This is a genomic window from Leucobacter sp. 7(1), from assembly GCF_900163635.1.
GTDB lineage: Bacteria > Actinomycetota > Actinomycetes > Actinomycetales > Microbacteriaceae > Leucobacter.
The window spans coordinates 1-22,107 of record NZ_FUID01000050.1; the positions used below are offsets into that span (position 1 = coordinate 1).

At 65.1% G+C, this 22,107-nt stretch carries 21 protein-coding genes; 9 read left to right on the forward strand and 12 right to left on the reverse strand.

The features are described 5' to 3' along the window. Positions 1 to 168 precede the first annotated feature (168 nt). Positions 169 to 774 carry a TetR/AcrR family transcriptional regulator gene (locus FM113_RS09155; protein WP_087013895.1) on the reverse strand — a complete coding sequence of 202 codons (606 nt, stop codon included), beginning with the start codon at positions 772 to 774 and terminating at the stop codon, positions 169 to 171. A gap of 134 nt (positions 775 to 908) precedes the next feature. Here FM113_RS09155 and FM113_RS09160 point away from each other — a divergent pair, with 134 nt between their 5' ends. Continuing rightward, complete coding sequence (locus FM113_RS09160) at positions 909 to 2,621, forward strand: amidohydrolase (RefSeq protein WP_087013898.1); 1,713 nt, start codon at positions 909 to 911, stop codon at positions 2,619 to 2,621. A gap of 33 nt (positions 2,622 to 2,654) precedes the next feature. Then, positions 2,655 to 4,112: an APC family permease gene (locus FM113_RS09165; RefSeq protein WP_087013901.1), complete on the forward strand. Its 1,458-nt coding sequence runs from the start codon at positions 2,655 to 2,657 to the stop codon at positions 4,110 to 4,112. A 3-nt stretch (positions 4,113 to 4,115) separates the two neighbouring features. Here FM113_RS09165 and FM113_RS09170 read toward each other — a convergent pair whose 3' ends face one another. Genes FM113_RS09170 through FM113_RS09195 form a run of 6 tightly spaced genes read right to left on the reverse strand, consistent with a single transcriptional unit; the run spans position 4,116 to position 10,968 of the window. Next, a complete protein-coding gene (locus tag FM113_RS09170; protein ID WP_087013904.1) occupies positions 4,116 to 5,657 on the reverse strand; it encodes an aminotransferase class I/II-fold pyridoxal phosphate-dependent enzyme in 1,542 nt (513 codons plus the stop codon). Then, complete coding sequence (locus tag FM113_RS09175; protein ID WP_087013908.1) at positions 5,654 to 6,931, reverse strand: FAD-binding oxidoreductase; 1,278 nt, start codon at positions 6,929 to 6,931, stop codon at positions 5,654 to 5,656. Before FM113_RS09175 ends, FM113_RS09170 begins: the two co-directional genes overlap by 4 nt. A 49-nt stretch (positions 6,932 to 6,980) precedes the next feature. Continuing rightward, on the reverse strand, positions 6,981 to 8,132 hold the full coding sequence (locus tag FM113_RS09180) for an ABC transporter ATP-binding protein (protein ID WP_087013909.1): 1,152 nt from the start codon (positions 8,130 to 8,132) through the stop codon (positions 6,981 to 6,983). A 53-nt stretch (positions 8,133 to 8,185) separates the two neighbouring features. Further along, positions 8,186 to 8,977, reverse strand: coding sequence for an ABC transporter permease (locus FM113_RS09185; protein WP_087013911.1), 792 nt, complete (start codon positions 8,975 to 8,977; stop codon positions 8,186 to 8,188). After that, positions 8,974 to 9,837, reverse strand: coding sequence for an ABC transporter permease (locus FM113_RS09190; protein WP_087013914.1), 864 nt, complete (start codon positions 9,835 to 9,837; stop codon positions 8,974 to 8,976). The genes FM113_RS09185 and FM113_RS09190 overlap by 4 nt, the downstream gene beginning before the upstream one ends. Before the next feature lie 27 nt (positions 9,838 to 9,864). After that, positions 9,865 to 10,968, reverse strand: a complete 1,104-nt coding sequence (locus tag FM113_RS09195) for an extracellular solute-binding protein (protein WP_087013917.1) — start codon at positions 10,966 to 10,968, stop codon at positions 9,865 to 9,867. A gap of 323 nt (positions 10,969 to 11,291) precedes the next feature. Here FM113_RS09195 and FM113_RS09200 point away from each other — a divergent pair, with 323 nt between their 5' ends. Both FM113_RS09200 and FM113_RS09205 read left to right on the forward strand, forming a co-directional pair. Continuing rightward, positions 11,292 to 11,921 carry a helix-turn-helix domain-containing protein gene (locus FM113_RS09200; RefSeq protein WP_087013919.1) on the forward strand — a complete coding sequence of 210 codons (630 nt, stop codon included), beginning with the start codon at positions 11,292 to 11,294 and terminating at the stop codon, positions 11,919 to 11,921. Positions 11,922 to 12,055: 134 nt separating this feature from the next. Beyond that, complete coding sequence (locus tag FM113_RS09205) at positions 12,056 to 13,420, forward strand: aldehyde dehydrogenase family protein (RefSeq protein WP_087013921.1); 1,365 nt, start codon at positions 12,056 to 12,058, stop codon at positions 13,418 to 13,420. A gap of 74 nt (positions 13,421 to 13,494) precedes the next feature. Here the strand turns inward: FM113_RS09205 and greA are convergent, their stop codons facing one another. Further along, positions 13,495 to 13,980 carry a transcription elongation factor GreA gene (gene greA / locus FM113_RS09210; RefSeq protein ID WP_087013923.1) on the reverse strand — a complete coding sequence of 162 codons (486 nt, stop codon included), beginning with the start codon at positions 13,978 to 13,980 and terminating at the stop codon, positions 13,495 to 13,497. A 135-nt stretch (positions 13,981 to 14,115) separates the two neighbouring features. Beyond that, entirely contained in the window at positions 14,116 to 14,553 is a 438-nt protein-coding gene (locus FM113_RS09215) for a DUF4307 domain-containing protein (protein ID WP_254908942.1), read from the reverse strand. Between the two features lie 85 nt (positions 14,554 to 14,638). On the opposite strand from FM113_RS09215, the gene mca reads away from it, so the two are divergent. Genes mca through recQ form a run of 3 tightly spaced genes read left to right on the forward strand, consistent with a single transcriptional unit; the run spans position 14,639 to position 17,762 of the window. Further along, entirely contained in the window at positions 14,639 to 15,508 is an 870-nt protein-coding gene (gene mca / locus FM113_RS09220) for a mycothiol conjugate amidase Mca (RefSeq protein WP_087013927.1), read from the forward strand. Continuing rightward, positions 15,505 to 15,741: a hypothetical protein gene (locus FM113_RS09225; protein ID WP_087013929.1), complete on the forward strand. Its 237-nt coding sequence runs from the start codon at positions 15,505 to 15,507 to the stop codon at positions 15,739 to 15,741. The genes mca and FM113_RS09225 overlap by 4 nt, the downstream gene beginning before the upstream one ends. Continuing rightward, the gene (gene recQ, locus FM113_RS09230) at positions 15,741 to 17,762 is read left to right on the forward strand and encodes a DNA helicase RecQ (protein ID WP_087013931.1); all 2,022 of its coding nucleotides are present in this window, start codon (positions 15,741 to 15,743) and stop codon (positions 17,760 to 17,762) included. Before FM113_RS09225 ends, recQ begins: the two co-directional genes overlap by 1 nt. A 27-nt stretch (positions 17,763 to 17,789) precedes the next feature. On the opposite strand, the gene FM113_RS09235 is transcribed toward recQ, so the two are convergent. Then, complete coding sequence (locus tag FM113_RS09235; RefSeq protein ID WP_254908943.1) at positions 17,790 to 18,614, reverse strand: hemolysin III family protein; 825 nt, start codon at positions 18,612 to 18,614, stop codon at positions 17,790 to 17,792. 248 nt (positions 18,615 to 18,862) lie between these two features. Between FM113_RS09235 and FM113_RS09240 the strand changes: the two genes are divergently transcribed. Beyond that, the gene (locus FM113_RS09240) at positions 18,863 to 19,648 is read left to right on the forward strand and encodes an isoprenyl transferase (protein WP_254908944.1); all 786 of its coding nucleotides are present in this window, start codon (positions 18,863 to 18,865) and stop codon (positions 19,646 to 19,648) included. A gap of 90 nt (positions 19,649 to 19,738) precedes the next feature. Continuing rightward, a complete protein-coding gene (locus tag FM113_RS09245) occupies positions 19,739 to 21,070 on the forward strand; it encodes an amidohydrolase (RefSeq protein WP_087013935.1) in 1,332 nt (443 codons plus the stop codon). Here FM113_RS09245 and FM113_RS09250 read toward each other — a convergent pair. After that, entirely contained in the window at positions 21,056 to 21,547 is a 492-nt protein-coding gene (locus FM113_RS09250) for an S-ribosylhomocysteine lyase (protein WP_087013937.1), read from the reverse strand. The two genes, FM113_RS09245 and FM113_RS09250, sit on opposite strands and share 15 nt — an antisense overlap. A gap of 182 nt (positions 21,548 to 21,729) precedes the next feature. Beyond that, positions 21,730 to 22,029, reverse strand: a complete 300-nt coding sequence (locus tag FM113_RS09255; protein ID WP_087013939.1) for a hypothetical protein — start codon at positions 22,027 to 22,029, stop codon at positions 21,730 to 21,732. Between the last annotated feature and the right edge of the window lie 78 nt (positions 22,030 to 22,107).

A 22,107-nucleotide genomic window follows, 5' to 3' on the forward strand; every position in this document is an offset into this window, starting at 1 on the left:
TCAGTGGTGAGGGCTTCCTGCTAGAGATAGGGCAGGTGTTGCACTCACCACCTGAGACCGCCCCCAAATTTGGCGAAATTTGGGTCGGTGTAGATAAATTCGCTCGTGTTGGGCGGCAGGGGTGGGGCCGATCGGGGTGGATTCGCTGGGCGCTCAGCCCGGCCCGGGTTACGCCGCGTCGGGGAGCGCGGCGCCGGCTTGCTGCGCGTACACGGTGATCGCGCGCCGGGCCTCGGCGACAGTGATGCTGCCACCCGCCACGATGTGGAGCCCGTAGGCGTCTTCAAGCGCAACGAAGTTCTTCGCGGTGTCCTCGAGCGGCCCGGTGAGTGAGAAATCCCCGGTCAGCACTCCCTCCGCGAGGATCTCAGTGTAGAGATCTAGCTGCTCTCGGTAGAGGCGCTGCACAAGTTCGTCGTGGAGCGGCGACTTGCCGGCGAGCACGTCAAACTCGTAGAGCAATCGCATGAGCGCATCGTCGGGCCCGTCGGGGAGGCCCGCATCGATTGCGGCCGCCAACTTGGCGGCTGGACTTGTGTGCCGGGCGACGAGAGCGGCGCGCTCCGTGCCGACTCGGGCCATGCCGGCGGCGTGCGCCTCGACAAGGATCGCGTCGAGGTCGTCATAGTAATAGAGCAGCGCACCACGGGTGACGCCTGCCTGGTTCGCGACGTCCGTGAGGGACAGATTGCGGAGCCCATGCTCGGCGGCCGCGGCAAGCGCCGCGTCGACGACCTCGATGCGGCGCTGCTTCTGGGTACTCGGGCGGGCCATGTCCTCAAGTATGCCAGCAAACGCGCGCGTGAAGTCCGGCTCAGCGCCGGTTATTTGACAATTGAGTAAATTAATTTACTCTGGAGTTAAATAACTCGTTCGCGATCCCGTGGACCCGACCTGCAGGAGCAGACATGGCCGTTGACACCCTGTACACCGGAGGGCGTATCCGCACCTTCGATCCCGCCCAGCCCTGGGTGGAAGCCCTCGGCGTGACGGGCGACCGGATCAGCTACGCCGGATCCGCCGCGGACGCGCCTGCCGCGCGCCACACGGTGCAGCTTGAAGGTCGCCTGGTCACCCCCGGCATCGCAGACACGCACAACCACCTGCTGCTCGGCTTCGACGACCTCGCGGTGAGCCTCGACCAGGTGCAGAGCCTCGACATTGTGCGTGCCCGCATCGGTGAGTTCGCCGAGGCTCACCCCGAGCTCGACTGGATCTGCGCGGAAAACGCACTGTACTCGGTGGTCGAGGGCCGCCGCCCCAACGCGGACGACCTCGTCGGCGTCACCGATCGTCCGGTGTTCATCACAACCTACGACCAGCACTCGGTATGGCTCAACCGGCCCGCACTCGCGAAGCTCGGCATCCTGAACGGGGCCGATATCGCCTGGGGCAACCCGGAGAAGGACCCCACCACAGGGGAGCCGACAGGCTGGATCACCGACTTCTACACGAGCGCGATGACGATTGCCGGCCTCGCGGAGCTCCAGCGGGACATCCCCATGTACTCGCCGGATCGGCGCTACCGCAAGATCACGAACAGCCTGGAGATGGCCGCGAAGGTGGGCATCACCGCGGTCGTGGAACCACAGGTGCCGCTCGCTGAGCTGGACCTCTTTGCCCGCGCCGAGCGCGAGGGCAAGCTCACCTCCCGCACAATCGCCGCGATCTACCACGCAGTGGGGGCCGACGGAGACTTCCGCGCCCGCATCACCGAGGCGATCCGAGACACCCCGCAGCACGACCGGTTCTCGCTCGGGCCGGTGAAGCTGTACGCCGATGACGTCATCGAGCCGCACACCGCAGCAATGCTTGAGGACTACGCGAACCGCCCCGGCCATCGCGGTCACACAAGCCTTGAACCCACCGAGTTCACGAAGCTCTACGTGGAGCTGGACCGCCTGGGGTACCAGGTGCACACCCACGCGATCGGCGACTGGGGCGTCCGTCTCACACTCGACTCGCTCGAAGAAGCGATTCGTGTCAACGGTGCCCGCGACGCGCGCCACGGTATCGTGCACGCCGAGGTGCTTGCGGCGAGCGATCTGCCCCGCTTCCACGAACTCGGGATGGTCGCAGCGATGCAGCCTCGGCACGCCTCGCCGGATCTGGTAGCGGGCACCTGGATGGAAAACGTGGGAGAGGACCGCTGGGATCGCGCCTGGCGCTTCAAGTCCATGATCGACTCTGGCGCGCGCGTGACGTTCTCGAGTGACTGGCAGGTGGGCGAGATGGACCCCCTGATCGGACTCTACAGCGCCATGACCCGAGCGCGCCTGGATGGTCAGGACGCCTGGACCCCGGACGAGCGGTTGGACCTAGACCGCGCTCTGCGCGCCTACACCCTTGGCGGAGCTGAGGCCTTCCACCGGGAGGATCGTGTGGGCATGCTGCGCCCGGGCATGCTGGCGGATCTCGTTGTCTGGTCCGGCGATCTCTACGCGATGGAACCGGCGGAGCTGCTCGCGCAGCGCGCAGACCTCACCGTTGTGGGTGGCACGCCGATCCACGACGACCGAGGCGAGCTTGGCGGCCTCGCAGCGGCCGGCCTGATGGCCGATCCGGGCGGTGCCGGCCAGAGCTGCGGGGAGCCGAACAGCGACCACGAGCACACACACTAGACACCCGCACCACCCACAGAAAGCAGCATCACGATGTCATCGTCGCCATCACCCACCACATCGCGGGCGGCACGCCCTGAGCCGGGAAGCTCTCCTGAGTCCCCGGCCCAGGGGGCTGCCCTCGCGCAGGGGCAGGATCCCGCGGCCGCGCCGGCCACACTCCGACGCACGCTGAAGCTCCGGCACCTTGTGTTCATCGGGCTGGCGTACATGGCGCCCCTCGCTGTGTTCGACATGTTTGGGATCGTCGCCGCGGAGACCGGCGGGCATGTCCCGCTCGCCTACCTCGTGGTGATCGTTGCGGTGCTATTCACCGCGTTCAGTTACTCGCGCATGGTGCGGCTGTTCCCGATTGCGGGATCCGCCTACACCTACGCGAAAGAAGCGATCAACGCCCACGTGGGATTCCTGGTGGGCTGGGCTGCGACCCTCGACTACCTTCTGCTCCCCATGATCAACGCGATCCTCTCAGCGATCTACATGGGCGCGGTCTTCCCCGACGTGCCGTTCTGGGTGTGGGTGGTGTTGACTGTAGCGATCTGCACGGTGATGAACCTTGTGGGCGTGAAGCTTGCGGCGAGCATGAATATGCTGCTCGTCGGGATCCAGCTCGTTGTCGCCGTGGTGTTTGTGACGTTGACGATCATCAACATCTCGAACGGTGCCAACGGTGCGGAGTTCACGATCCGGCCCTTTATTTCGAGCGATGTGCAGCTCGCCGCGATTAGCGCGGGTGCCGCGATCCTCGCCCTGTCGTTCCTCGGATTTGATGCGGTCTCAACGCTTGCGGAGGAGGCCGAGAAGCCGGAGCGCGATATTCCGCGGGCCATCTTCATCATCATCGCGGTCGCCGGAGCCTTTTTCATTACGGTGACCTATGTGATGCAGGTGCTGTTCCCGGACGTCACGCTGCTCGGCGACATCGTGGGCGCATCACCGGAGATTGCGAAGTACATCGGCGGGGCCGCATTCCAAGCGATCTTTGTGGGCGGCTACATGATGGCCGTGCTGGGCTGCGGGATCACCCAGCAGATGAGCGCCGCACGCCTGCTCTACGCCATGGGCCGTGACGGGGCGCTCCCGAAGCGCCTCTTTGGTCGAATCAACCCGAGCACGGGCGTCCCGGTGGTGAACGTGCTGATCGTGGCAGCGATCGCGCTGACCGCGCTGTTTGTCGACCTCGATCAGGCAGCCTCGATGATTAACTTCGGCGCATTCATCGCATTCACCTTCGTAAACCTGTCCGTGATCTTCGTGTTCTTCCGCTTCCTGAAACGGCGTGGACCCGGTGCCTGGCTCACCTTCGTCCTGATCCCAGCTGTCGGCGTCGTCATCAATGTCTGGCTGTGGCTCAGCCTGGATGCGATCTCGATGATCATCGGCGGGATCTGGTTGGTGCTCGGTGCGGTGTATCTCGTGGTCAAGACCCGGGGCTTCCGCGCGGCGGCCCCGGATCTCACCGGTCCGATCAACATCGGCATGTACGAGTAAACGCTACTCCAGGAGCACTCGAATGTGCGTCACCTCAGGATCTTCCGCACCGCGGATATAGCTTCCTGGGAGCGCCGCAGTCTCCCGCAAGTAGGTGATGAGTTCGGCGGTGAGGCGTTCGCCTGGGACCGCGTTGGGGATCCCCGGGGGATACGCCGCAAGCATCGCCGCGCTCACGCGACCCTCTGCTGCGGTGGCGGGGACGGATTCACTCCTCGCGAGGTATGCCTCGCGAGGAGTGAGGACGCGCTCGCCGGGAGCCGGTGCTGTGGGGAGCCGAGACAGGTCATCTGTGTCGGGGGTCGCGAACGAAAGCTCGTCCGCTCGGGTGTCCCTCGGCTGGGGCGGCGCACAGGCATCAATCGCGGCCATGAGGCCTGTGACGTTGGGGCTGCTGCGTGGGCCGATGAGGGCAACAATAGTGGTGGGTGACGCGATCTCCACGAACACCGGAGGCTCGGCGCTTGCCAGTCGACTTTTGAGTTCAGGGCCGGAGACGTCGCGTCCTCGCACATCGATGGACACGTGGAGCGGATCGATCGACGTGCTGCCCGGATGGGCGAGGAAGTCCGGCTCTGCAAGGCGGAGCCCCGGACTCGCCGCAACGAGTTCTCGGAGTTCAGCAGCGCTGGCGAGCGCCGCACCCATTGCCTCGGAACCGGTGGCGAGCTCTGCGCGAGCGATATCGAGTGAGGCGAGCAGCAGTGAGTTGAGGCTTGTCGACTCGGTAAGTCGATATGCCGCGTCAAGGGCGGGCTCCAGTTGCGCTCCCACAGGCGTATCGCACAGGTGGAGGAATGCGGTCTGTGTCAGGCTTCCCCCCAGCTTATGGACACTGGTGAGCACCACGTCGGCACCCTGCCGGGTCGGGGACTCGGGCAGGTTCGGGTGGAACCCAAAGTGGGCACCCCAGGAACCGTCGACGATCAGGGCGGCACCGTAGTTGTGGCACGATGTGGCGATCGCCGCGATGTCAGACACCACACCGAAATAGCTCGGGGACACGAGCACAAGTGCGGCGAACGGCTGCCCTTCGGCGGCAGCTTCTGACAGCGCGCGCTCCGCCGTTTCCGGAGTGATTCCGTGCGCAATCCCGTGGTGAGGGTCAAACTCGGGGAAGATGTATTCGGGCCGCGCTCCCGACATGACTAGACCGTCGTACACGCTCGAGTGACAGCTGCGTTGAACGAGCACTCGGTCCCCGAGCGCGGCAATCGCCTGCAACGCCATCCTGTTTCCCTGCGAAGCCCCGTTTGTTAGGAACCAGCTTGTCCGCGCTCCCCAGGCGGACGCAGCGAGCCTCCGCGCCTGATCAAAGGCGTTGTTGGCCCCGAGATCGATTCCCTCTACGAGTTGCGGAATATCGAGTTCGAGCGCCCGCGCACCAAGAAAATCACGGAGGCGGTCCGAACCGCCCGCACCGCCGGCTGCGTGTCCGGGGATCATGAACCTGAGGCCGCTGCGTGCGCGATGGGCTTCAAGGGCGTCCGCGTAGGGGGCGAGGTGCTGGGCGTCCTGCGATGGCGGCGCTTGCTGCGGGCTCACCGTGAGAACCGATCGAGTGCGGCATAATAGATTCCCGCGACGGGAACGAACCAGGGCCAGCCAACGTGGCCGGGGATCGGCGGATTGGAGAGGTCAGACCACGGGTTGTCTGCCTCTCCACTGACGTTCCCCGCGAGAATCTTGCCCATGTACGTCGCCATTTGTACGCCGTGCCCGGTGTAGCCCTGGGCAAACCAGTACCCGTCGTGTGTGCCGGAGTGGACCATCCGATCCAGACTGATATCGACGAGTCCTCCCCACGCGTATTCCACTGCGACGCCGCGCAACTGCGGGAAGAGCTCGACCATTTCACGCTGCAGGATCTCACCGCTCTTCGGATCCGACGCGACGTCGCGACTCAAGAACCGGGCACGACCCCCGAAAGCGAGCCGGTTGTCCTCGGTGAGCCGGAAATAGTTGAGGAGTTCTTTGCTATCGGAGCACACGCGGCGATTGGGGAGGATCGACTGAGCGAGTTCCGGGCTGAGTGGCTCGGTGACGATCACAAAGCTCCCCACCGGGGCGAAGCGGCGTTGCAGCCAGCCAAAGGGCCGCTTCGAATAGGCGCCCGTCGCAACCACCAATTGCGGTGCCTCGAAATCTCCCCGTGCGGTATGTACGCGGTGCCCACCGCGCTGGGTGCGTGAAACGCCAGTCACCGGGGTGTGCTCGTGTATCAGTGCGCCGCGCGAAACGGCCCCCTGCACCATCGCACCCAGAAGCTTCGTTGGGTGAACGCTCGCACCTGCAGGATCGATCATGCCGCCGAAGTAGGTGTCGGTTCCAATTTCTTGACGTACTTCAGCGCGGTCAAGAAATTGCGCGGGGTGTCCCGTGAGTTCTGTGATCAGTGCGGCCTCGCGCTCGTAGTGAGCGACGTGGCCTTCGCGAGCCGCCAGGTTCATCAGACCGGCTCGTCGGAACTCGGTGTCGACGGCCTCATCGGTGGAGATTTGCTCAATGAGGTCGATCGCGTCGTTGTATCGTTGGCGCATCGAAACCGCACGCTCAACGCCGTAGCGTGACACTGCCCGGGACAGCGACACCGAGAGTCCGGTGGTCGCCATCCCACCGTTTCTCCCGGAAGCACCCCAGCCGACTGTGTGCGATTCAAGAACACGGACGCGGGCACCGCGCTTCGCCAGGTGGTAGGCACAGGACATTCCTGTCAGCCCAGCTCCAACGACGATGACATCGGCGTCGTTCCCGGAATCAGCAGGTGGAATCGGAACCGTCGGTGCGGCGGTGTCGAGCCAGTAGGCGGTGTCTTTCATGAGTTCCTCAAGTCAGGTGGGGTGAGTGGTGGGTCGCGATGCCCAGCGGCTATGTCAGGAACTCGCCGGCGCCGCCGTCGTCTGCAAGGACTACGGCGTTGGCGGGGTCCCATACCGCGGTCAGTGCGCTGCCGGGCACCGCCCCGGGGGCCTCGGAGTCTGTCTTTGCCATGCCGGTCGAGCCGTCAGGCAGGCGAAGCTCGTATCGCCAGGCATTGCCGAGGTAAGTTGCAGTTCGAATTGTCACTGGGATGCCGCAGTGTCCTGTGGGCAGCGCAGAACCCACCGACTGTAGCGCGAGTTTTTCGGGGCGGATCAGCACGGCGGCAGTGCTGTCAGGTGTTGTTCCACGGCCCGCAACGCGGTGGCCGGCTGCGTTCCCGGTACTGTGCCCGGCCACACTCGTAAATCCGGTGCCCCGAACGAGAGTCGAGTCACCCACAAAGGTCCCCACAAAGAGCGTGCTGGGGGATTCGTAGAGCTCCTGCGGAGTACCCAGCTGTTCGATGCGACCGTTGTTGAAGACCGCGATCCGATCTGACAGCGAGAGCGCCTCTTCCTGGTCGTGCGTCACGTAGAGGAACGTTGACCGTACTTCCAGATGGATTCGTTTGATTTCACTTTGAAGCCAGTCCCGCAGCTTCTTGTCGAGCGCTCCCAGAGGCTCATCCATCAAGAGCACGGCCGGGTTGTATACAAGTGCACGCGCGAGTGCGACGCGCTGTTGCTGGCCACCACTGAGCTCACTGGGAGTGCGCTCGGCATAGTCGGTCATGTGCACCATTGCGAGTGCGTCTCCCACCATCTTCGCGCGTTCGGCTTTCCCGATCCGGCGTCGTTCAAGCGGGAATGCGACGTTTCCGGCAACGGTGCGGTGCGGAAACAGCGCATAGTTTTGGAACACCATGCCGATGTCACGTTTGTGTGGCGGGACGGCGGCCACGGACCGGTCATGGATCTGGATCCCACCCTCGGAGACCTGGGTGAAACCCGCGATCATGCTGAGCGTGGTGGTCTTGCCGGAGCCGCTGGGGCCGAGGAACGTCACAAACTCACCGCGACGAATGTCGATGCTGATATCGTCAACGACTGGTTTGCCACCGTATCGTTTGGTGACATTGGTGAGTCGGACCCCGATGCGGCTGGCCTGATCTGGCTGTTCCTCCGACGGACCGTGTGCTGAATGGGCTGAGTGTGACATTGCGGGCTCTCCTCTGAGCAGGGCGGGAACGGACGTCGGGTCGGGGGTGGGTGTCATCGTGACACCGCTGCCCCACGTGACCGACGGCCGGAGAACTGGGCGATCAGCATGACAGTGACGGACACAAGCATCACCATGACTGAGACCGCTGCGACAGTGGGATCGGTGTCCTTGGTCACGGACCTGAAGATCTTCACTGGAAGCGTCTGCAAATAGGGAGTCTGGATAAAGAGCGACAGAATCACCTCGTCGAATGAAGTCACGAACGCCAGCAGAGCGCCGGAGAGCACGCCTGGAGCGATGAGCGGCAGCGTGACCAGACGGAAGGTGTCCCACCGGTTCGCTCCGAGTGTCGCCGCGGCGTCACCGAGTCGAGTGTCGACGCCTCGCAAGCTCGCGAGGACATTGGTGAGGACGAGGGGCAACGATACGACAGTGTGTGCAAGCACAAACCCCCACAGCGTTCCGAGTAAGCCCGTGGTTAAGAAGATCGAGTACAACCCAATCGCAATCACGATGCCGGGGACAAGGAGCGGCAACATGAAGTACTGCTGGAGCCAAGCAGCCCAGCGCGGCTTCATTTTGACGAGGGCCAGCGCCGCGCACACGCCCGCCACCGTCGCGACGAGTGCGGTGAGTACGGCGACGCGGGCCGACGCCCAGAACGCCTTCAACCAACCGACATCAGTGAAGAAGTTCTCATACCAACGCGTTGACCAGCCCTTGGGAGGGAAGTTGAAAGAAGCCTGATCAGTGAATGAGATCGGGATGATGATAAGCGTGGGCGCCACGAGCCAGATCACGACGATGACCGCGAATATGGAGAGCACAATCTTGAGTTTCACTGTTCACTCCCTGTGGAACGGCGTCGAGTGCGTCCAGCGAGCAGCGCAAGGCCGCCGAGGAGCCCCGCGGTGAGGAGGAGAAGGGCGACACCCATTGCAGATCCGTGGCCCCAGTCAAGGAATGCGGAGAACTGCTGGTAAATGAGCGCCGAGAGCATCGTGGTTTGTGGGGAACCGAGCAGCGCCGGCACGATGTAGAAGCCCAACCCAAGTATGAACACGGTCGTGGCGCCGGCTGCAACACCTGGCAGGGAGAGCGGCAGGTACACGCGCAAGAAGGCCGTGACGGGATTCGCGCCCAAGCTCCGAGCGGCGGGGACAAGCCGCGTATCGATACTCAGCATTGCCGAGTACAGGGGGAGCACCATGAACGGGAGGAGTACCTGGAGCATGCCGAGCCCGACACCAAACGTTGTGCGAATGAGAGGCTGGCGGCCGATACCGACGAGCTCGAGGATGTCGTTGATGGGTCCCGAATCTTGCAGCAACACCATCCATGCAAGCGTCCGGACGAGGATGCTTGTCCACAGTGGCATGAGCACAAACAGGAGGAGAAGCTTCTGCATCGTTGGACCGACGATTGTCATGAGATAGGCGTATGGGTACGCGATGAGTACACACACCGCAGTGACGACAGTGGAAACGATGAAGGTGCGCAGGAGTACCTGCAGGAACACTTCGTTCTGCGCGAGCCACTCGTAGTTCTGGAGGCCAGGCTCAGGGTCAGTAAAGCTTCGCCAGGTCACGACCACGATCGGCACGATGAAGAAACACGTGACGATGAGGATACCGGGGATGAGTAACAGGGGCGTGGCCCGGCGAATCGCCGGGCCACGCGTGATGGTGATGGGCTGTGTCATGTCAGTTCCGAGTTGGAGGACGACTCGTTAGGAGCCCGAAGCCCACTTGGTCCATGCGCTTTCCAAATCCGCGTAGTTGTCGGTCCAGAACTGCATGTCGATAGTGGTGCCGGTGTCGAGGTGGTCATTGATGAACCAGGTCTCAGCGGTTTCGGAGAGCTCCGGGCGTGAGTCAACGTTCACCGGTGCAAAGGAGGTCAGCTCGGCGGCCTTGGTCTGCTGCTGCTCGCCGAGGAAGTAGTTCAGGCCTGCGAACGAGGCCTCCGGATCCTTGACGCCCTTCGGGACGGTGAGCGCGTCGACGCCGAGGATCCAGTCGCCCCACATCGGCGCAACCGGAGCTCCAGCATCGGTGGCTCCGAAGCCACGTGAACTCCAGACGAGACTCATTGCGACTTCGCCACTTTCCAGCTGCTGCTGAGACTCAGCTCCTGTGGTCCAAGTGATGAGATCGTCGCCGAGCGACTTGTACTTCGCGATCGCGGTATCGATGTCTGCCACTGTGCGTTCGCTGTCACCCTTGCCATCCGCGAGGAGCGCGAACTCGAGGACCTGCGGCTCAACGTAGGTGCTGAGTCCAATGGCTCGCTTGCCCGGGAACTTTGCCGTGTCGAAGAAATCGGCCGCACTCTGGGGCGGGTTGTCGCCGAATACCTCGGTGTTGTAGGCGACGATGAAACCGTAACTGATGGTGGGAACCATGCAGTCGTTCGTAATTGTGCCCTCGGGGACCTTTGAGATGTCGATCATTGAATAGTCGAGCTTCTCGTACAGTTCGCCACAGTACTGACCAGCGTCAAGGACGGTGGTGTTCGCAATGTCCCAGGTCACGTTGTCGGACTCGACCATTGCTTTCAATTTTGCGGCCTCGAATGAGTCCTGGACCACTTCGGCGCCTGACTCTTCCATGAAGGGCTCCCACACCGCTTCGGTGCGACCCTCCTGGGAAATTCCACCCGAGTCGGCGATTGCGAGTGTCGACCCACTGAGCACTCCCGGGGTCACCACCCCGGCGGTTGCTGTGCCGAAGTCACGATCCTTCGGTGCTTCGGCGCCTGTCCCGCCACCGCTGCATGCCGTGAGAACCACAGCGAGCGATGCGACGACTGCGCCCTGTGCAATGCGTTTCACCTGTAACTCCTTCGTTCAGAACCCCCTCCTACGCTGGCTGAGGATAGGGATAAAACTATACTGAACAAAAAATTCAGTCAAGATAAAGTTTTTGTGATTGTGCGCGCACGTGTTTTGTGGCACCTTGGGTGCATTGGGAGTGCGGATAACCGCATATTTCCCTGAAATCATGCGCACTCGCTGTACGATTCCCGAGCGCATCCCGATGATCGTTGTACAGTGAAGCTCAATCGCTCGACCGCGAGTTCACTGAACAAGGGTGATCGTGTTGCGTGGGCAGGCGCTGCAGATGTGACGTGCGAGAAACACTGAGGAGGGACCCTATGGAATCCGGGCATGAAGTTGGGGCGCGCATCGCGAAGGCGCGAAAGCTGCGCGGCGCGACGCTCCGTGACATCGCAACAGCGGCGGGCGTGAGTCCCAGTTTTTTGAGCCAGCTCGAGCGGGGTCTCACAAACGCCAGTGTGGCGTCACTTCGCAAAATCGCGAGCGCGCTGGGGGTTCCCGTGGCCGATCTGCTCGAGACACACCCACGGCACACTCACGGCGTCTTGCGCGCAGAGCATCGGCCGTCGACGCCGCTCTCATCCGGGTCCGAAAAGTTCGTGGTGGCGCAGCCGCCAGTGCAACACGTGGAGATCTACGTCGGTCGGTTCCAGGTTGGCGGGGCGACCGGGCAGGACCCCTATATTCACGGAACCTCTCAAGAGTTCCTCATCGTGCTGACGGGGAAGGTGCTGCTCGAACTCGGCGAACACACCTATGTGATGGGACCCCACGACAGCATCGAGTACTTGAGCTCCGTGCCGCACCGCGTGCAGAACATTGGCACCACGGTCGCAGAAGTGATGTGGGTGACAAGCCCGCCAACGACAAGCTCGACTCCGGTTCCTTCTGCGGTTGACTCGCAACCGGTCGAGACGAACCCCCACGAATCAGAGGACCTCGCGTAGCGCGTCCTGTTGTGTGACGCACCGCCCCACTGCGCGTCACACCCCCAGACCCCGGACGCGCAACGCGTGCGGACACCGGGCGCATCGGTGCGCCCGAAAACTCGAAATTCATACCCGAACAGGAGCTCTCCACGATGCCGCAGTACCAAATTACGGATCCGTCCACTGGGGAAACCCTCGCGAATTATGCGTCGGCAACGGACGCCGAGGTTGCGAATGCCATCGCAGCCACCGCCGCCGCATACCAGGGCACTGTCGCCGCCGAGCGAGCGTCGCGTGCTCAGAAGATCGCTCGTGTCGCAGAGCTGCACCTTGAGCGTGCGGACGAGCTCGCGGCGATCATCGCCCAGGAGATGGGCAAGCCGATCGATCAGTCACGCGGCGAGGTCGAGTTCAGCGCGTCGATCTACACGTACTACGCGGAGGAGGCCGTTGCCCACCTCGCTGACGAGGAGATCCCGAACGAGGGCGGTGGCCGTGCGTTTGTGCGCCGCGTCGGTCTCGGTGTGATCCTCGGCATCATGCCCTGGAACTTCCCCTACTACCAGGTTGCCCGTTTTGCCGCGCCGAACCTGATTCTGGGCAACACGATCCTGCTCAAGCACGCCGAACAGTGCCCCCGCTCAGCCGAAGCCATCGCACAGATCTACCGTGATGCGGGGTTTGGCGACTCCCTGGTCAACCTGCGTGCCACGCACGAACAAATCGAAGACGTGATTGCCGATCCCCGAGTACAGGGCGTTTCGCTGACGGGTTCCGAGCGTGCCGGCGCCGCGGTTGCGGAGATCGCGGGGCGTCACCTGAAGAAGGTTGTGCTCGAGCTCGGCGGCTCCGACGTGTTCCTGGTGCTCGACACTTCCGACCTGGACGCGACCGTCGCAATGGCTGTCGAGGCACGCATCGAAAACAGCGGGCAGGCGTGCAACGGGTCAAAGCGAATCGTGGTGCTTGATCGCTACTACGACGAGTTTGCCGAGAAGTTTGTGGCGGCGATGCGCGCGGTGACGTCAGGGCCGGCAACGGAGACGGGGATCAACATCGGGCCGCTGTCTTCCACCCGGGCTGCGGAACTGCTCGGTGCACAGGTCGCCCGCGCAGTCGAGCAGGGAGCCGTGCTCGAGCTCGGGACCGCGGAGCCGAACGGTGCGTTCTTCGCGCCCACCGTGCTCTCCGGCGTCACGTCCGACATGGACGCCTACACCCAGGAGCTCTTCGGCCCCGCCGCAGTGCTGTACCGGGTCGCCGATGACGCGGCGGCAATTCAGCTCGCCAACAGTTCTCCCTACGGGCTCGGCTCCGTCGTGATCTGCGAGGATCTTGACCGGGCCGTCGCCATTGGTGACCAGCTTGAGGTCGGCATGGTGTTCATGAACGGTGTCGGGCTTGACGGGCCCCACCTCCCCTTTGGCGGCGTGAAGCGGAGCGGATTCGGGCGTGAGCTGGGCCGGTATGCGCTCGAGGAGTTTGCGAACAAGAAGCTGTTTGTGTTCGCCGAATAGGGCGAGCCGCAGAAACGCCAGGGGCGGTGCCGGATCTGTGATCCGACACCGCCCCTGGCGTGTGTGATGAGTGGTTAGGACACGTAGGTGTCGACCGCGAGGATCTTCACCGGGATCTCGTTCCCGTTGGGTGCCGCATAGCTGACCTCTTCGCCGACCTTGCGGCCCAGGATCGCCGTGCCCAGTGGGCTCTCCGCGCTGAACACGTCGAGATCGGAACCATCCGCGAGTTCACGGTTCCCAAGCAGGAACCGCTCCTCATCGCCGAAGATGTCCGCGGTGATGACCGTGCCGATCTCGACGACGCCGCTGGCCTGCGGAACTTCGCCGACGACGGCGTGCTTCAGCAGAGATTCGAGGTCGCGGATCCGGGCTTCCATCTTGCCCTGCTCATCCTTCGCCGCGTGGTAGCCACCGTTCTCCTTCAGGTCGCCCTCTTCGCGGGCAGCCTCGATACGGGCAGCGATGTCTTTGCGGCCGGGGCCGGTCAGTTCAGCCAGCTCGCCAGTGAGCCGGTTGTAAGCATCTTGAGTCAGCCAGGTCTGCGTGGGCTCGGCCATGGGTGATCCTCGTTTCAACATGAGAGCGCTACTGCGCTGTGGGACGCGCAACGCCCTGACAGGGCAGGGCGTTTCCGGCCAGCGTATCAGTGCGAGCCGTTGAAACCCCAGAAGTGGTGCGGTGATCCGCGGCGGCTAGGAGCCCTCAACAACCCAGCATTCGCGGGTCGTCGTTGCCGTCGCCGGGTTCGTCGTGACGAGGCGTGTGGTGACAGTGTGCGTGCGCGCGTCGGTGACCGGGAGTTCCACGATCTTCCACCCGACGGTGGCCTTCGCTGTGTTCAGCGCTTCGACAGCGCACGCCACCGGAGTGTTCGGCGGGGCGGAGACTTCAAACTTCACATCGAGTACAAGCTCACTCTGCTTGGTGTGTCCGATGTCCTGGACCTCGACCTGGCTCCCGTTTTGCCACCCGGAAAAGAGCAGGAACAAGAGGCCCGCGAGGAGCAGCGCGATCGCGACGATCCACGCAAACCGGCGATCCAGACGACGGCGACGGCCCGTGCCGTAGCGATCCTCAAGACGCTGCGTCGACGGAGATTCCGCGTCGACGGCGGCGACCGCATGTGGCACGGGAACCTCCGATCCAGACTGGGTAAACTGTGTGCTTGGTGCCAGAGTACCGGGAAGCTCCCGAGAAGCACGTGAGAGGAAGCGCATGACGCTCAGGCTCATCGCGGTGCACGCGCATCCCGACGACGAATCCAGCAAGGGTGCTGCCACCTACGCACACTACCTGGATCAGGGCGTCGAGGTGCTCATCGTGAGTTGCACGGGAGGCGAACGCGGGGACGTGCTCAATGAGCTCGTTGCGCGGGATCCGAAGAGCCGGCGGGACCTCGCGGGGCTCCGCCGGGACGAGATGGCGCGCGCTCGCGACATCATCGGCTTCGAACACCGTTGGCTTGGCTACCAGGACTCTGGGCTCCCCGACGAGGGTGACCCCATTCCCGAGGGCTCGTTCGCGCACATTCCCGCCGAGGTATCCGCGGAAGTGCTCGTCAAGACTGTGCGCGAGTTCAAGCCGCACGTCATGATCACCTATAACGAGCAGGGCGGGTATCCGCACCCCGATCACATCCGGTGCCACGAGATCAGTAAGATCGCGTGGGATCTCGCCGGCGACCCGGAGGCCTACCCCGAGGCGGGCCAGCCCTGGGAAGTCAAGAAGCTGTACTACGAAGAGATCTTCAACGGGGAGCGCATCAGCACGGTGTACCAGTGGCTGCTGGATCACGAGCCCACGTCGCCGCTCGTTGCCCAGTTCGCGGAGATCCACGAGCGCATGGGCAAGCGCGGCAACCGGAGCACTGCCCGCATCGAGGTGGGCAAGTTCTTTGAGCAGCGCGACGAGGCGTTGCGTGCCCACGCCAGTCAGGTGCCGCCGGATAGCCCGTTCTTCTTCTGGCCCAACGAACTGCAGCGCCAGGCGTGGCCGTTCGAAGACTACCGACTCGCGGCCTCGCGGGTCGACACAACCGAGTTCGAGGGTGACCTGTTCCAGGGCATCAAGGAGGAAAACGCATGAGTGTGATGGGTGTCGTGCAGCGACTGGCTGAGGATTCGACGGAGTTCGATCCGAACCAGGTCACGCCCGGCGTGGAGGGCTTCCTGTTCACCGGCCTGATGGCCGCCGGCATTATTGCGCTCGGGTTCCTGCTTGTTACGCGTTTGCGTCGCAACATGTACCGCCACGAGGTGCGCGAAGAGATCGCGGCCGAGCTGGGCGAAGCCGAAGCGGATTCCGAGCCGCGGAGCTAGTGCGCGTGGGCGGCGATCCGACGGACCCCTGGGGGTTTCCGGACGACTCCGGCGACGCTGAGCGTTGGCCGGGGGAAGCTTGGGGAGCGCCGCCCCCAGATTCCGGGGTTTCCGCGGGGAGTGCTGCCGGATCGGGCAGCGCCGGATCCGGCACCGCGCCCGCTGCTGCGACCGTGCGGCACGAGGGGGAGGACCCGCTCCACGTTCTGTCGACTGTGTTTGGCTACGACGCGTTCCGTGGCGAGCAGGAAGCGATCATCAGGCAGGTTGTCGGAGGCGGCGACGCCGTGGTCCTCATGCCCACCGGTGGCGGCAAGTCGATCTGTTACCAGATCCCCTCGCTGGTCCGTGAGGGCACGGGAATCGTGCTCTCGCCACTCGTCGCGCTGATGCACGATCAGGTGGCCGCGCTGCAGCTTGCCGGTGTGCGTGCCGCAGCGCTGAACTCCACGATGAGCCTAGAGCAGCGCCGCGACGTCGAACAGGCGTACCGTGCGGGCGAGCTCGACGTGCTCTACCTCGCCCCAGAACGCCTTGCCGCGGCGGGGACCGTCGAGTTTCTGCGGCAGGGCCGCATCGCCCTGTTCGCGATCGACGAGGCCCACTGCGTGTCGCAGTGGGGTCACGATTTCCGCCCCGACTACCTCCGCCTCGGCGCACTCGCCGAGCACTGGCCCGACGTGCCCCGGATCGCGCTCACCGCGACCGCGACTCCCGAGACGCACCGGGAGATCACCGAGCGGCTCCATCTGGGCAACGCGGAACACTTCGTGTCGAGCTTCGACCGGCCCAACATCCGCTATCGGGTCGAGGCGAAGCAGTCGGGCCGCGCACAGCTCATCTCCTTCGTGCGCGGCGAGCACGGCGGCGAGGCCGGTATCGTCTACGCGCTGAGCCGTAAGCGCGTCGAGCAGACTGCCACGGCCCTCCGCGACGCCGGCGTCGACGCGGTCGCCTACCACGCGGGCCTGCCCGCCGACGTGCGGCTCGATGCCCAGACGAGATTCCTCCGCGAAGATGGGGTTGTCGTTGTGGCGACCGTGGCCTTTGGCATGGGAATTGACAAACCCGACGTGCGCTTCGTTGCGCACATCGATCTGCCGAAGTCGATTGAGGGCTACTACCAGGAAACGGGCCGGGCCGGTCGGGACGGCCTGCCGTCCGAGGCGTGGCTCGCCTACGGCCTGGCCGACGTGGTGCAGCAGCGCCAGATGATCGAGTCGGGGGACGGCGACGCGGCAACCCGCGCTAACCAGACCCGACACCTGAACCAGATGCTCGCTTTATGCGAGGGGGCAAGCTGCCGACGCCAGTTCCTGCTGAACTATTTCGGCGAGCCCGGCAGCCCCGCCTGTGGCAACTGCGATGTCTGCCTGAACCCGCCGAAGCTCTGGGATGCCACGATCCCGGCTCAGATGCTGCTCTCCACCGTGATCCGCACCCAGCGCGAGCGCGGCCGCACCTTCGCCGCCGGGCAGCACATCGACGTGCTCCGCGGCACCGGGTCTGAACGTGTCACGCAGCTGCGGCTCGACGAGCTGACGACCTGGGGGATTGGGGCCGAGTGGACAGTGGCCCAGTGGCGGGGCGTGGTGCGCCACCTGCTGGCAACCGGTCTGGTTGAGGCCCGAGGCGAGTGGGGCGTGCTTGCTCCCGCCGAGGCCGCAAAACTAGTGCTCCGGGGCGAGGCTGAGGTGATGATGCGCGAGGAGGTCGTCACCCGCGCTGCGCGTTCGGGCCGCGGCACCCGGGTGGCGTCCAGTGGGGGGACAAAACGGTCCGCCGCCGCTGCCGATCTCTCCCCTGAACAGGACGAGATCTTTGAGCGGCTCCGGGCCTGGCGGGCGGAAGAAGCCAAACGCCAGGGGGTGCCCGGCTACGTTGTGTTCGGAGACGCGACCCTCGCCGCGCTCGCGGTGCACCGGCCCGGCACGGACGACGAGCTGCTCGCGATCTCCGGGATCGGCGAGGTCAAACTCGAGCGCTACGGCGCGGCCGTGCTGGGTGTCCTCGCGGCGTAGATCGCGAGGTTCCCCCACGCGCTCTCCCTACCGCAGATACACGGGATCCAGCGCCACCAGCAGCGCCGCGGTCCAGTGGCACAGGAATGCGACTGTGGTGAGCGCGTGGAAGATCTCGTGGAAGCCGAACACCCCGGGCACGGGGTTCGGGCGCTTCATCCCGTACACGACCGAGCCGAGGGTGTAGAGCAGCCCGCCAACGACCACGAGCACCATTGAGGCAAGGTTCGCGTGTGCAATGTCGACGATGTACATGATTGCCGCCCACCCGAGCAGCACGTACAGCGGCACGTAGAGCCAGCGCGGTGCACCGATCCAGAACACTCGGAATCCGATTCCGAGCAGCGCCCCGCTCCACACGAGGATCAGGAGCAGGATGCCCTTGTCATGCGGCAGGGCGAGCAAGGCCAGCGGGGTGTACGTGCCCGCGATGAGTAAGAAGATGTTCGCGTGATCGAGCCTGCGGAACAACTGCTTGGTGCGGGGGCTCCAGTTAATGCGGTGGTACAGCGCGGAGATACCAAAGAGCAGCATGCTCGTCAGCATGAAGACTGCCGACGCCCACTTCGCGACCGGGCCGTGGGCGAGGCTCATCAGGACGATTCCTGCCGCCACAGCGACGGGAAAGGTGCCCGCGTGGATCCAGCCCCGCCAGAGCGGTTTCGCCTCGGCGACCGGTGCCTGGCCAGCCGGATCCACCGCCGCGCCGGAATCCAGGGCCGCATCGGAGTCCGCGGCCGCCAGGAGCGGCAGCGAGAGACGGTCGGGTTCGGGGAGCGGGCGACGCGGGTGGCCCTGCGGCGGGGCCGAGCCCTCGTGTGCGGGGAAATCGCGTCCGTCGGGCCTACTCATACCCCGAGTGTATGTTCCCAACAGATCTGCGGGGGCATATGTGTGGAATCCCGCAGGAAGCGGGCCGCCCGCCCCGCCTGAACGCATGCCCCGATACCCCCACCCGCTCACCGCCGCAATCGATGGGTGAGTTTCCGGGGCTTGACGAACACGAAGCCCCGGAAACTCACCCATGGATGCGCGTGGGCGTGGTGTGGGCGCGTCGTGCGCACGGGCTGCGCCCCAGCTCCGGGCGCTACACTCTGAGGGTGAGTGACCAACCGTCGACGCCGCGCACCGGGTTCCTGTACCGGCTCTATCAGCGTCGCCTGCGCCGGGAGATCGACCCCGCCCGCGTACCGCAGCACATCGCGATGATCGTGGACGGCAACCGGCGGTGGGCCAAGCAGCGGCTGCAAGAACGCGCCGCATACGGGCACCGCGCAGGCGCGCAGAAAATCCACGAGCTCCTGGGGTGGTGCGAGGAAGCCGGGATTCATACGGTCACGCTGTACCTGCTCTCGGCGGACAACCTGAAGGCGCGCGATCGGCAGGAGCTCGACGACCTCACCGGGATCATCGCCGAGCTCGCCACGCAGCTCGCCGAGAACCCGCGCTGGCGTGTGAAACATGTGGGCTCGTGCGAGGGGCTGCCTGAAGCGCTCAGCTCGGCGCTCGCCGCGGCGGAGGCCGCGACGGCGGATCACACAGGCCTGCACGTGAACCTCGCCGTGGGCTACGGCGGCCGCAGCGAGATTACGGCGGCGGTGCGCAGTGTGATTGCGGAACACCAGGCCGCGGGCGGCACGATCGACACCCTCGACGAGCACCTCACCCCCGAGACGATCGGGGAGCACCTGTGGACTCGCGGGCAGGCTGATCCGGATCTGGTGATCCGCACCTCAGGCGAGCAGCGGCTCTCGGACTTCATGATCTGGCAGTCGGCGCACTCGGAGTTCTACTTCGTCGAGGCGCTCTACCCGGACCTGCGCGAGGTCGACTTCTTGCGCGCGCTGCGCGACTACTCCACGCGGCAGCGCCGCCTCGGCGGATAGCGGGCACCTGCCCGGTACAGTGGGCGGCATGAGAACGCCCGGGCTGTACTGCGATCGGCGCGGGATCCTCACCGATCAGGAGGAGACGCGATGCGCGAGAGCGTGACAATCCTGCGGGCGGCCGCAATGCTCACCCCGGCAGGGGTGATCGCGCCAGCGGAGCTCGGGATCGATGCCGCGGGCCGGATCGATTACGCCGGGGAGCCACGGGCTCGGGAGGCGAAAGCCACGACGATCCTCGATCTCCCCGGCCAGATTCTGATGCCTGGGCTCGTGAACGGGCACACCCACTCCGCGATGACGGTGCTGCGGGGCGTCTCGGACGACGAGGGCTTCATGCCCTGGCTCGCGGCGGTCCAGGGGCTCGAACAGCACCTCACCCGCGACGATGTGGTGGCCGGACTTCAGCTTGCGCTCGTCGAGATGATCGAGACGGGCACCACCGCTTTTGCTGACATGTACACCTGGGACGCCGGGTTGATCGAGCTTGTGCGCGCCGCAGGGATGCGCGCGCTTGTTGCCCCGGCTTCCTTCGCCGCGGACTCGGTGGGCTTCCCCGGCGTCTCCGATGCGGACGGTGCGACGGTGACGCAGCTGACCGAGGAGCTCGCGGCGCAGTTTGCGGGGGATCCGCAGATCAGGATCGCCTTTGGGCCGCACGCGCCGTACACCTCGCCGCCGGAGTTTTTGCGGGACATCGCCCGGCGCGCGGTGGCGGGTGGCATCCCGATCCACACGCACGTGTCTGAATCGGCAGCCGAGGTCGCGGACATCACCGCGCGCTACGGCACCACCCCGGGGGATCACCTGGACCGGTTGGGCCTGTGCGAGGCGGAGCTGCTCGCCGCGCACTGTGTGCACCTGACTCCCTCGGAGATCGAGCGCTTCGCTGCGGCCGGGGTTGCGGTGAGTCACAACCCGGTCTCGAACCTCAAGCTGGGCACCGGGGTCGCTGCGCTGCCCGAGCTGATCGCCGCGGGGATCCGGCTCACGCTCGGCACGGATTCGGTGGCGAGCAACAACACGCTTGACCTGTTCGAGGAGATCAAGCTCGCGACGATCCTGCATCGCGGCGTGCGCGAGGACGCGGCGGCTGTGCGTGCGGCGGACGTGCTCGACATCGCCACACGGCGCGGGGCCGAAGCGATCGGGTTTCCCGACGCCGGGGCGCTCGAAAAGGGCAGGCTCGCCGACGTGATCACGCTCGACGTGACGGGCTCAGCGGCGACCCCGTTCGATCCGGCATCGCTCGTATCTCACCTCGGCTTCGCGGCCCGCGGCGGCGATGTGCGACACGTGTTCGTGGGTGGGCGTCACCTGTACGCGGACGGCACTCACCTCACCCTGGACGCCGCGGCGATCCGGTCCCGTGCCGCTGCGGCCCGCGCCAGGCTCCGGGCCGCGGCGCTACGCGAGCCGTGATCGGTCGAAGGGGTCAAGGCTGATGCCGCGTTCGAGCACGACCTTGGCCCATTCCTGCGCCGAGTGCAGGCTGTGGTCGCGGTAGTTGCCGCAGCTCACCGCCTCGGTGCCCGGGACGTCGTCCCACGTGACCCGCCAGGCGAGATCTTCGAGTGACGACTTGATTGCGGCGGCGACAGTCTCTGGGGAGGGTTCGCCCCAGGCAATGAGGTGGAACCCCGTGCGGCAGCCAAACGGGGAGATGTCGATCAGCCCGTCGAAACGGGTGCGCAGCAGCGCGGCGAGCGTGTGCTCGATTGTGTGCAGGCCAGCGGTAGGGATTTCCTGTTCGTTCGGCTGCACGAGGCGAATATCGAAGTTTGAGATCGCGTCGCCCTTCGGCCCGTGCTCGACGCCGATCAGGCGCACGTACGGGGCCAGTACCTTCGTGTGATCCAGGGAGAAGCTCTCAACCTCGGCAAGTTCGACGTCGCTCATGGAGCCAGTGTAGTTGGGGCTTCCGGCACCGGACAGGGTGCATGTCACAGGGGGTCATGCGCGCCGCGCGACTCGCGTACAACCGGGCCTTGGACACAGCTGAGGCCCGCTCCCCGGGTGGGGTGCGGGCCTCAGGATAGGGTTCGCGTCCTGCCGGCTGTGCCGGACGAGAGGCGCGCTGGTTACGCGGCCTGCGCGAGATCGCGCCGGGTCAGCGCGATCCGGCTCAGCTTGCCGGCGGGCGCACGGTCAACGCGCACATCCCAGCCCGAACGGTCGAGCCGCTCGAGGTCGTTGTGTGCCTCGCCCAGGCTGTCCGTCTCGACAAGGTAGAGCGTGCGGCCAGACGTGCGGTACACCGAGCGGTGCTGTGCCCACTCGGGCACTCGCATCTCGGCGGCATCGCCCAGCGCGTGGTACGGGGTACGCAGCGCGTCAGGGCGCAGCGTGGCATCGGAAGCGATGCGAAGTGTGTGAGTCATGATGATTCCTTTCGACCCGCACCGTCGTGGTGCGGAACCCGCCAAGTCTGTCTCGCGGGTGCGGGGCTCGGGATCGAG

Excerpts from the sequence above, each read along its gene's own strand:
- FM113_RS09175 (WP_087013908.1), bottom strand. The coding sequence starts at position 6,931 with ATGAAAGACACCGCCTACTGGCTCGACACCGCCGCACCGACGGTTCCG.
- FM113_RS09180 (WP_087013909.1), bottom strand. The coding sequence starts at position 8,132 with ATGTCACACTCAGCCCATTCAGCACACGGTCCGTCGGAGGAACAGCCA.
- FM113_RS09255 (WP_087013939.1), bottom strand. The coding sequence starts at position 22,029 with ATGACTCACACACTTCGCATCGCTTCCGATGCCACGCTGCGCCCTGAC.
- FM113_RS09225 (WP_087013929.1), top strand. The coding sequence starts at position 15,505 with ATGAGTGTGATGGGTGTCGTGCAGCGACTGGCTGAGGATTCGACGGAG.
- FM113_RS09200 (WP_087013919.1), top strand. The coding sequence starts at position 11,292 with ATGGAATCCGGGCATGAAGTTGGGGCGCGCATCGCGAAGGCGCGAAAG.
- FM113_RS09165 (WP_087013901.1), top strand. The coding sequence starts at position 2,655 with ATGTCATCGTCGCCATCACCCACCACATCGCGGGCGGCACGCCCTGAG.
- FM113_RS09235 (WP_254908943.1), bottom strand. The coding sequence starts at position 18,614 with ATGAGTAGGCCCGACGGACGCGATTTCCCCGCACACGAGGGCTCGGCC.
- FM113_RS09205 (WP_087013921.1), top strand. The coding sequence starts at position 12,056 with ATGCCGCAGTACCAAATTACGGATCCGTCCACTGGGGAAACCCTCGCG.
- FM113_RS09160 (WP_087013898.1), top strand. The coding sequence starts at position 909 with ATGGCCGTTGACACCCTGTACACCGGAGGGCGTATCCGCACCTTCGAT.
- FM113_RS09245 (WP_087013935.1), top strand. The coding sequence starts at position 19,739 with ATGCGCGAGAGCGTGACAATCCTGCGGGCGGCCGCAATGCTCACCCCG.
- FM113_RS09155 (WP_087013895.1), bottom strand. The coding sequence starts at position 774 with ATGGCCCGCCCGAGTACCCAGAAGCAGCGCCGCATCGAGGTCGTCGAC.
- mca (WP_087013927.1), top strand. The coding sequence starts at position 14,639 with ATGACGCTCAGGCTCATCGCGGTGCACGCGCATCCCGACGACGAATCC.
- greA (WP_087013923.1), bottom strand. The coding sequence starts at position 13,980 with ATGGCCGAGCCCACGCAGACCTGGCTGACTCAAGATGCTTACAACCGG.
- FM113_RS09190 (WP_087013914.1), bottom strand. The coding sequence starts at position 9,837 with ATGACACAGCCCATCACCATCACGCGTGGCCCGGCGATTCGCCGGGCC.
- FM113_RS09250 (WP_087013937.1), bottom strand. The coding sequence starts at position 21,547 with ATGAGCGACGTCGAACTTGCCGAGGTTGAGAGCTTCTCCCTGGATCAC.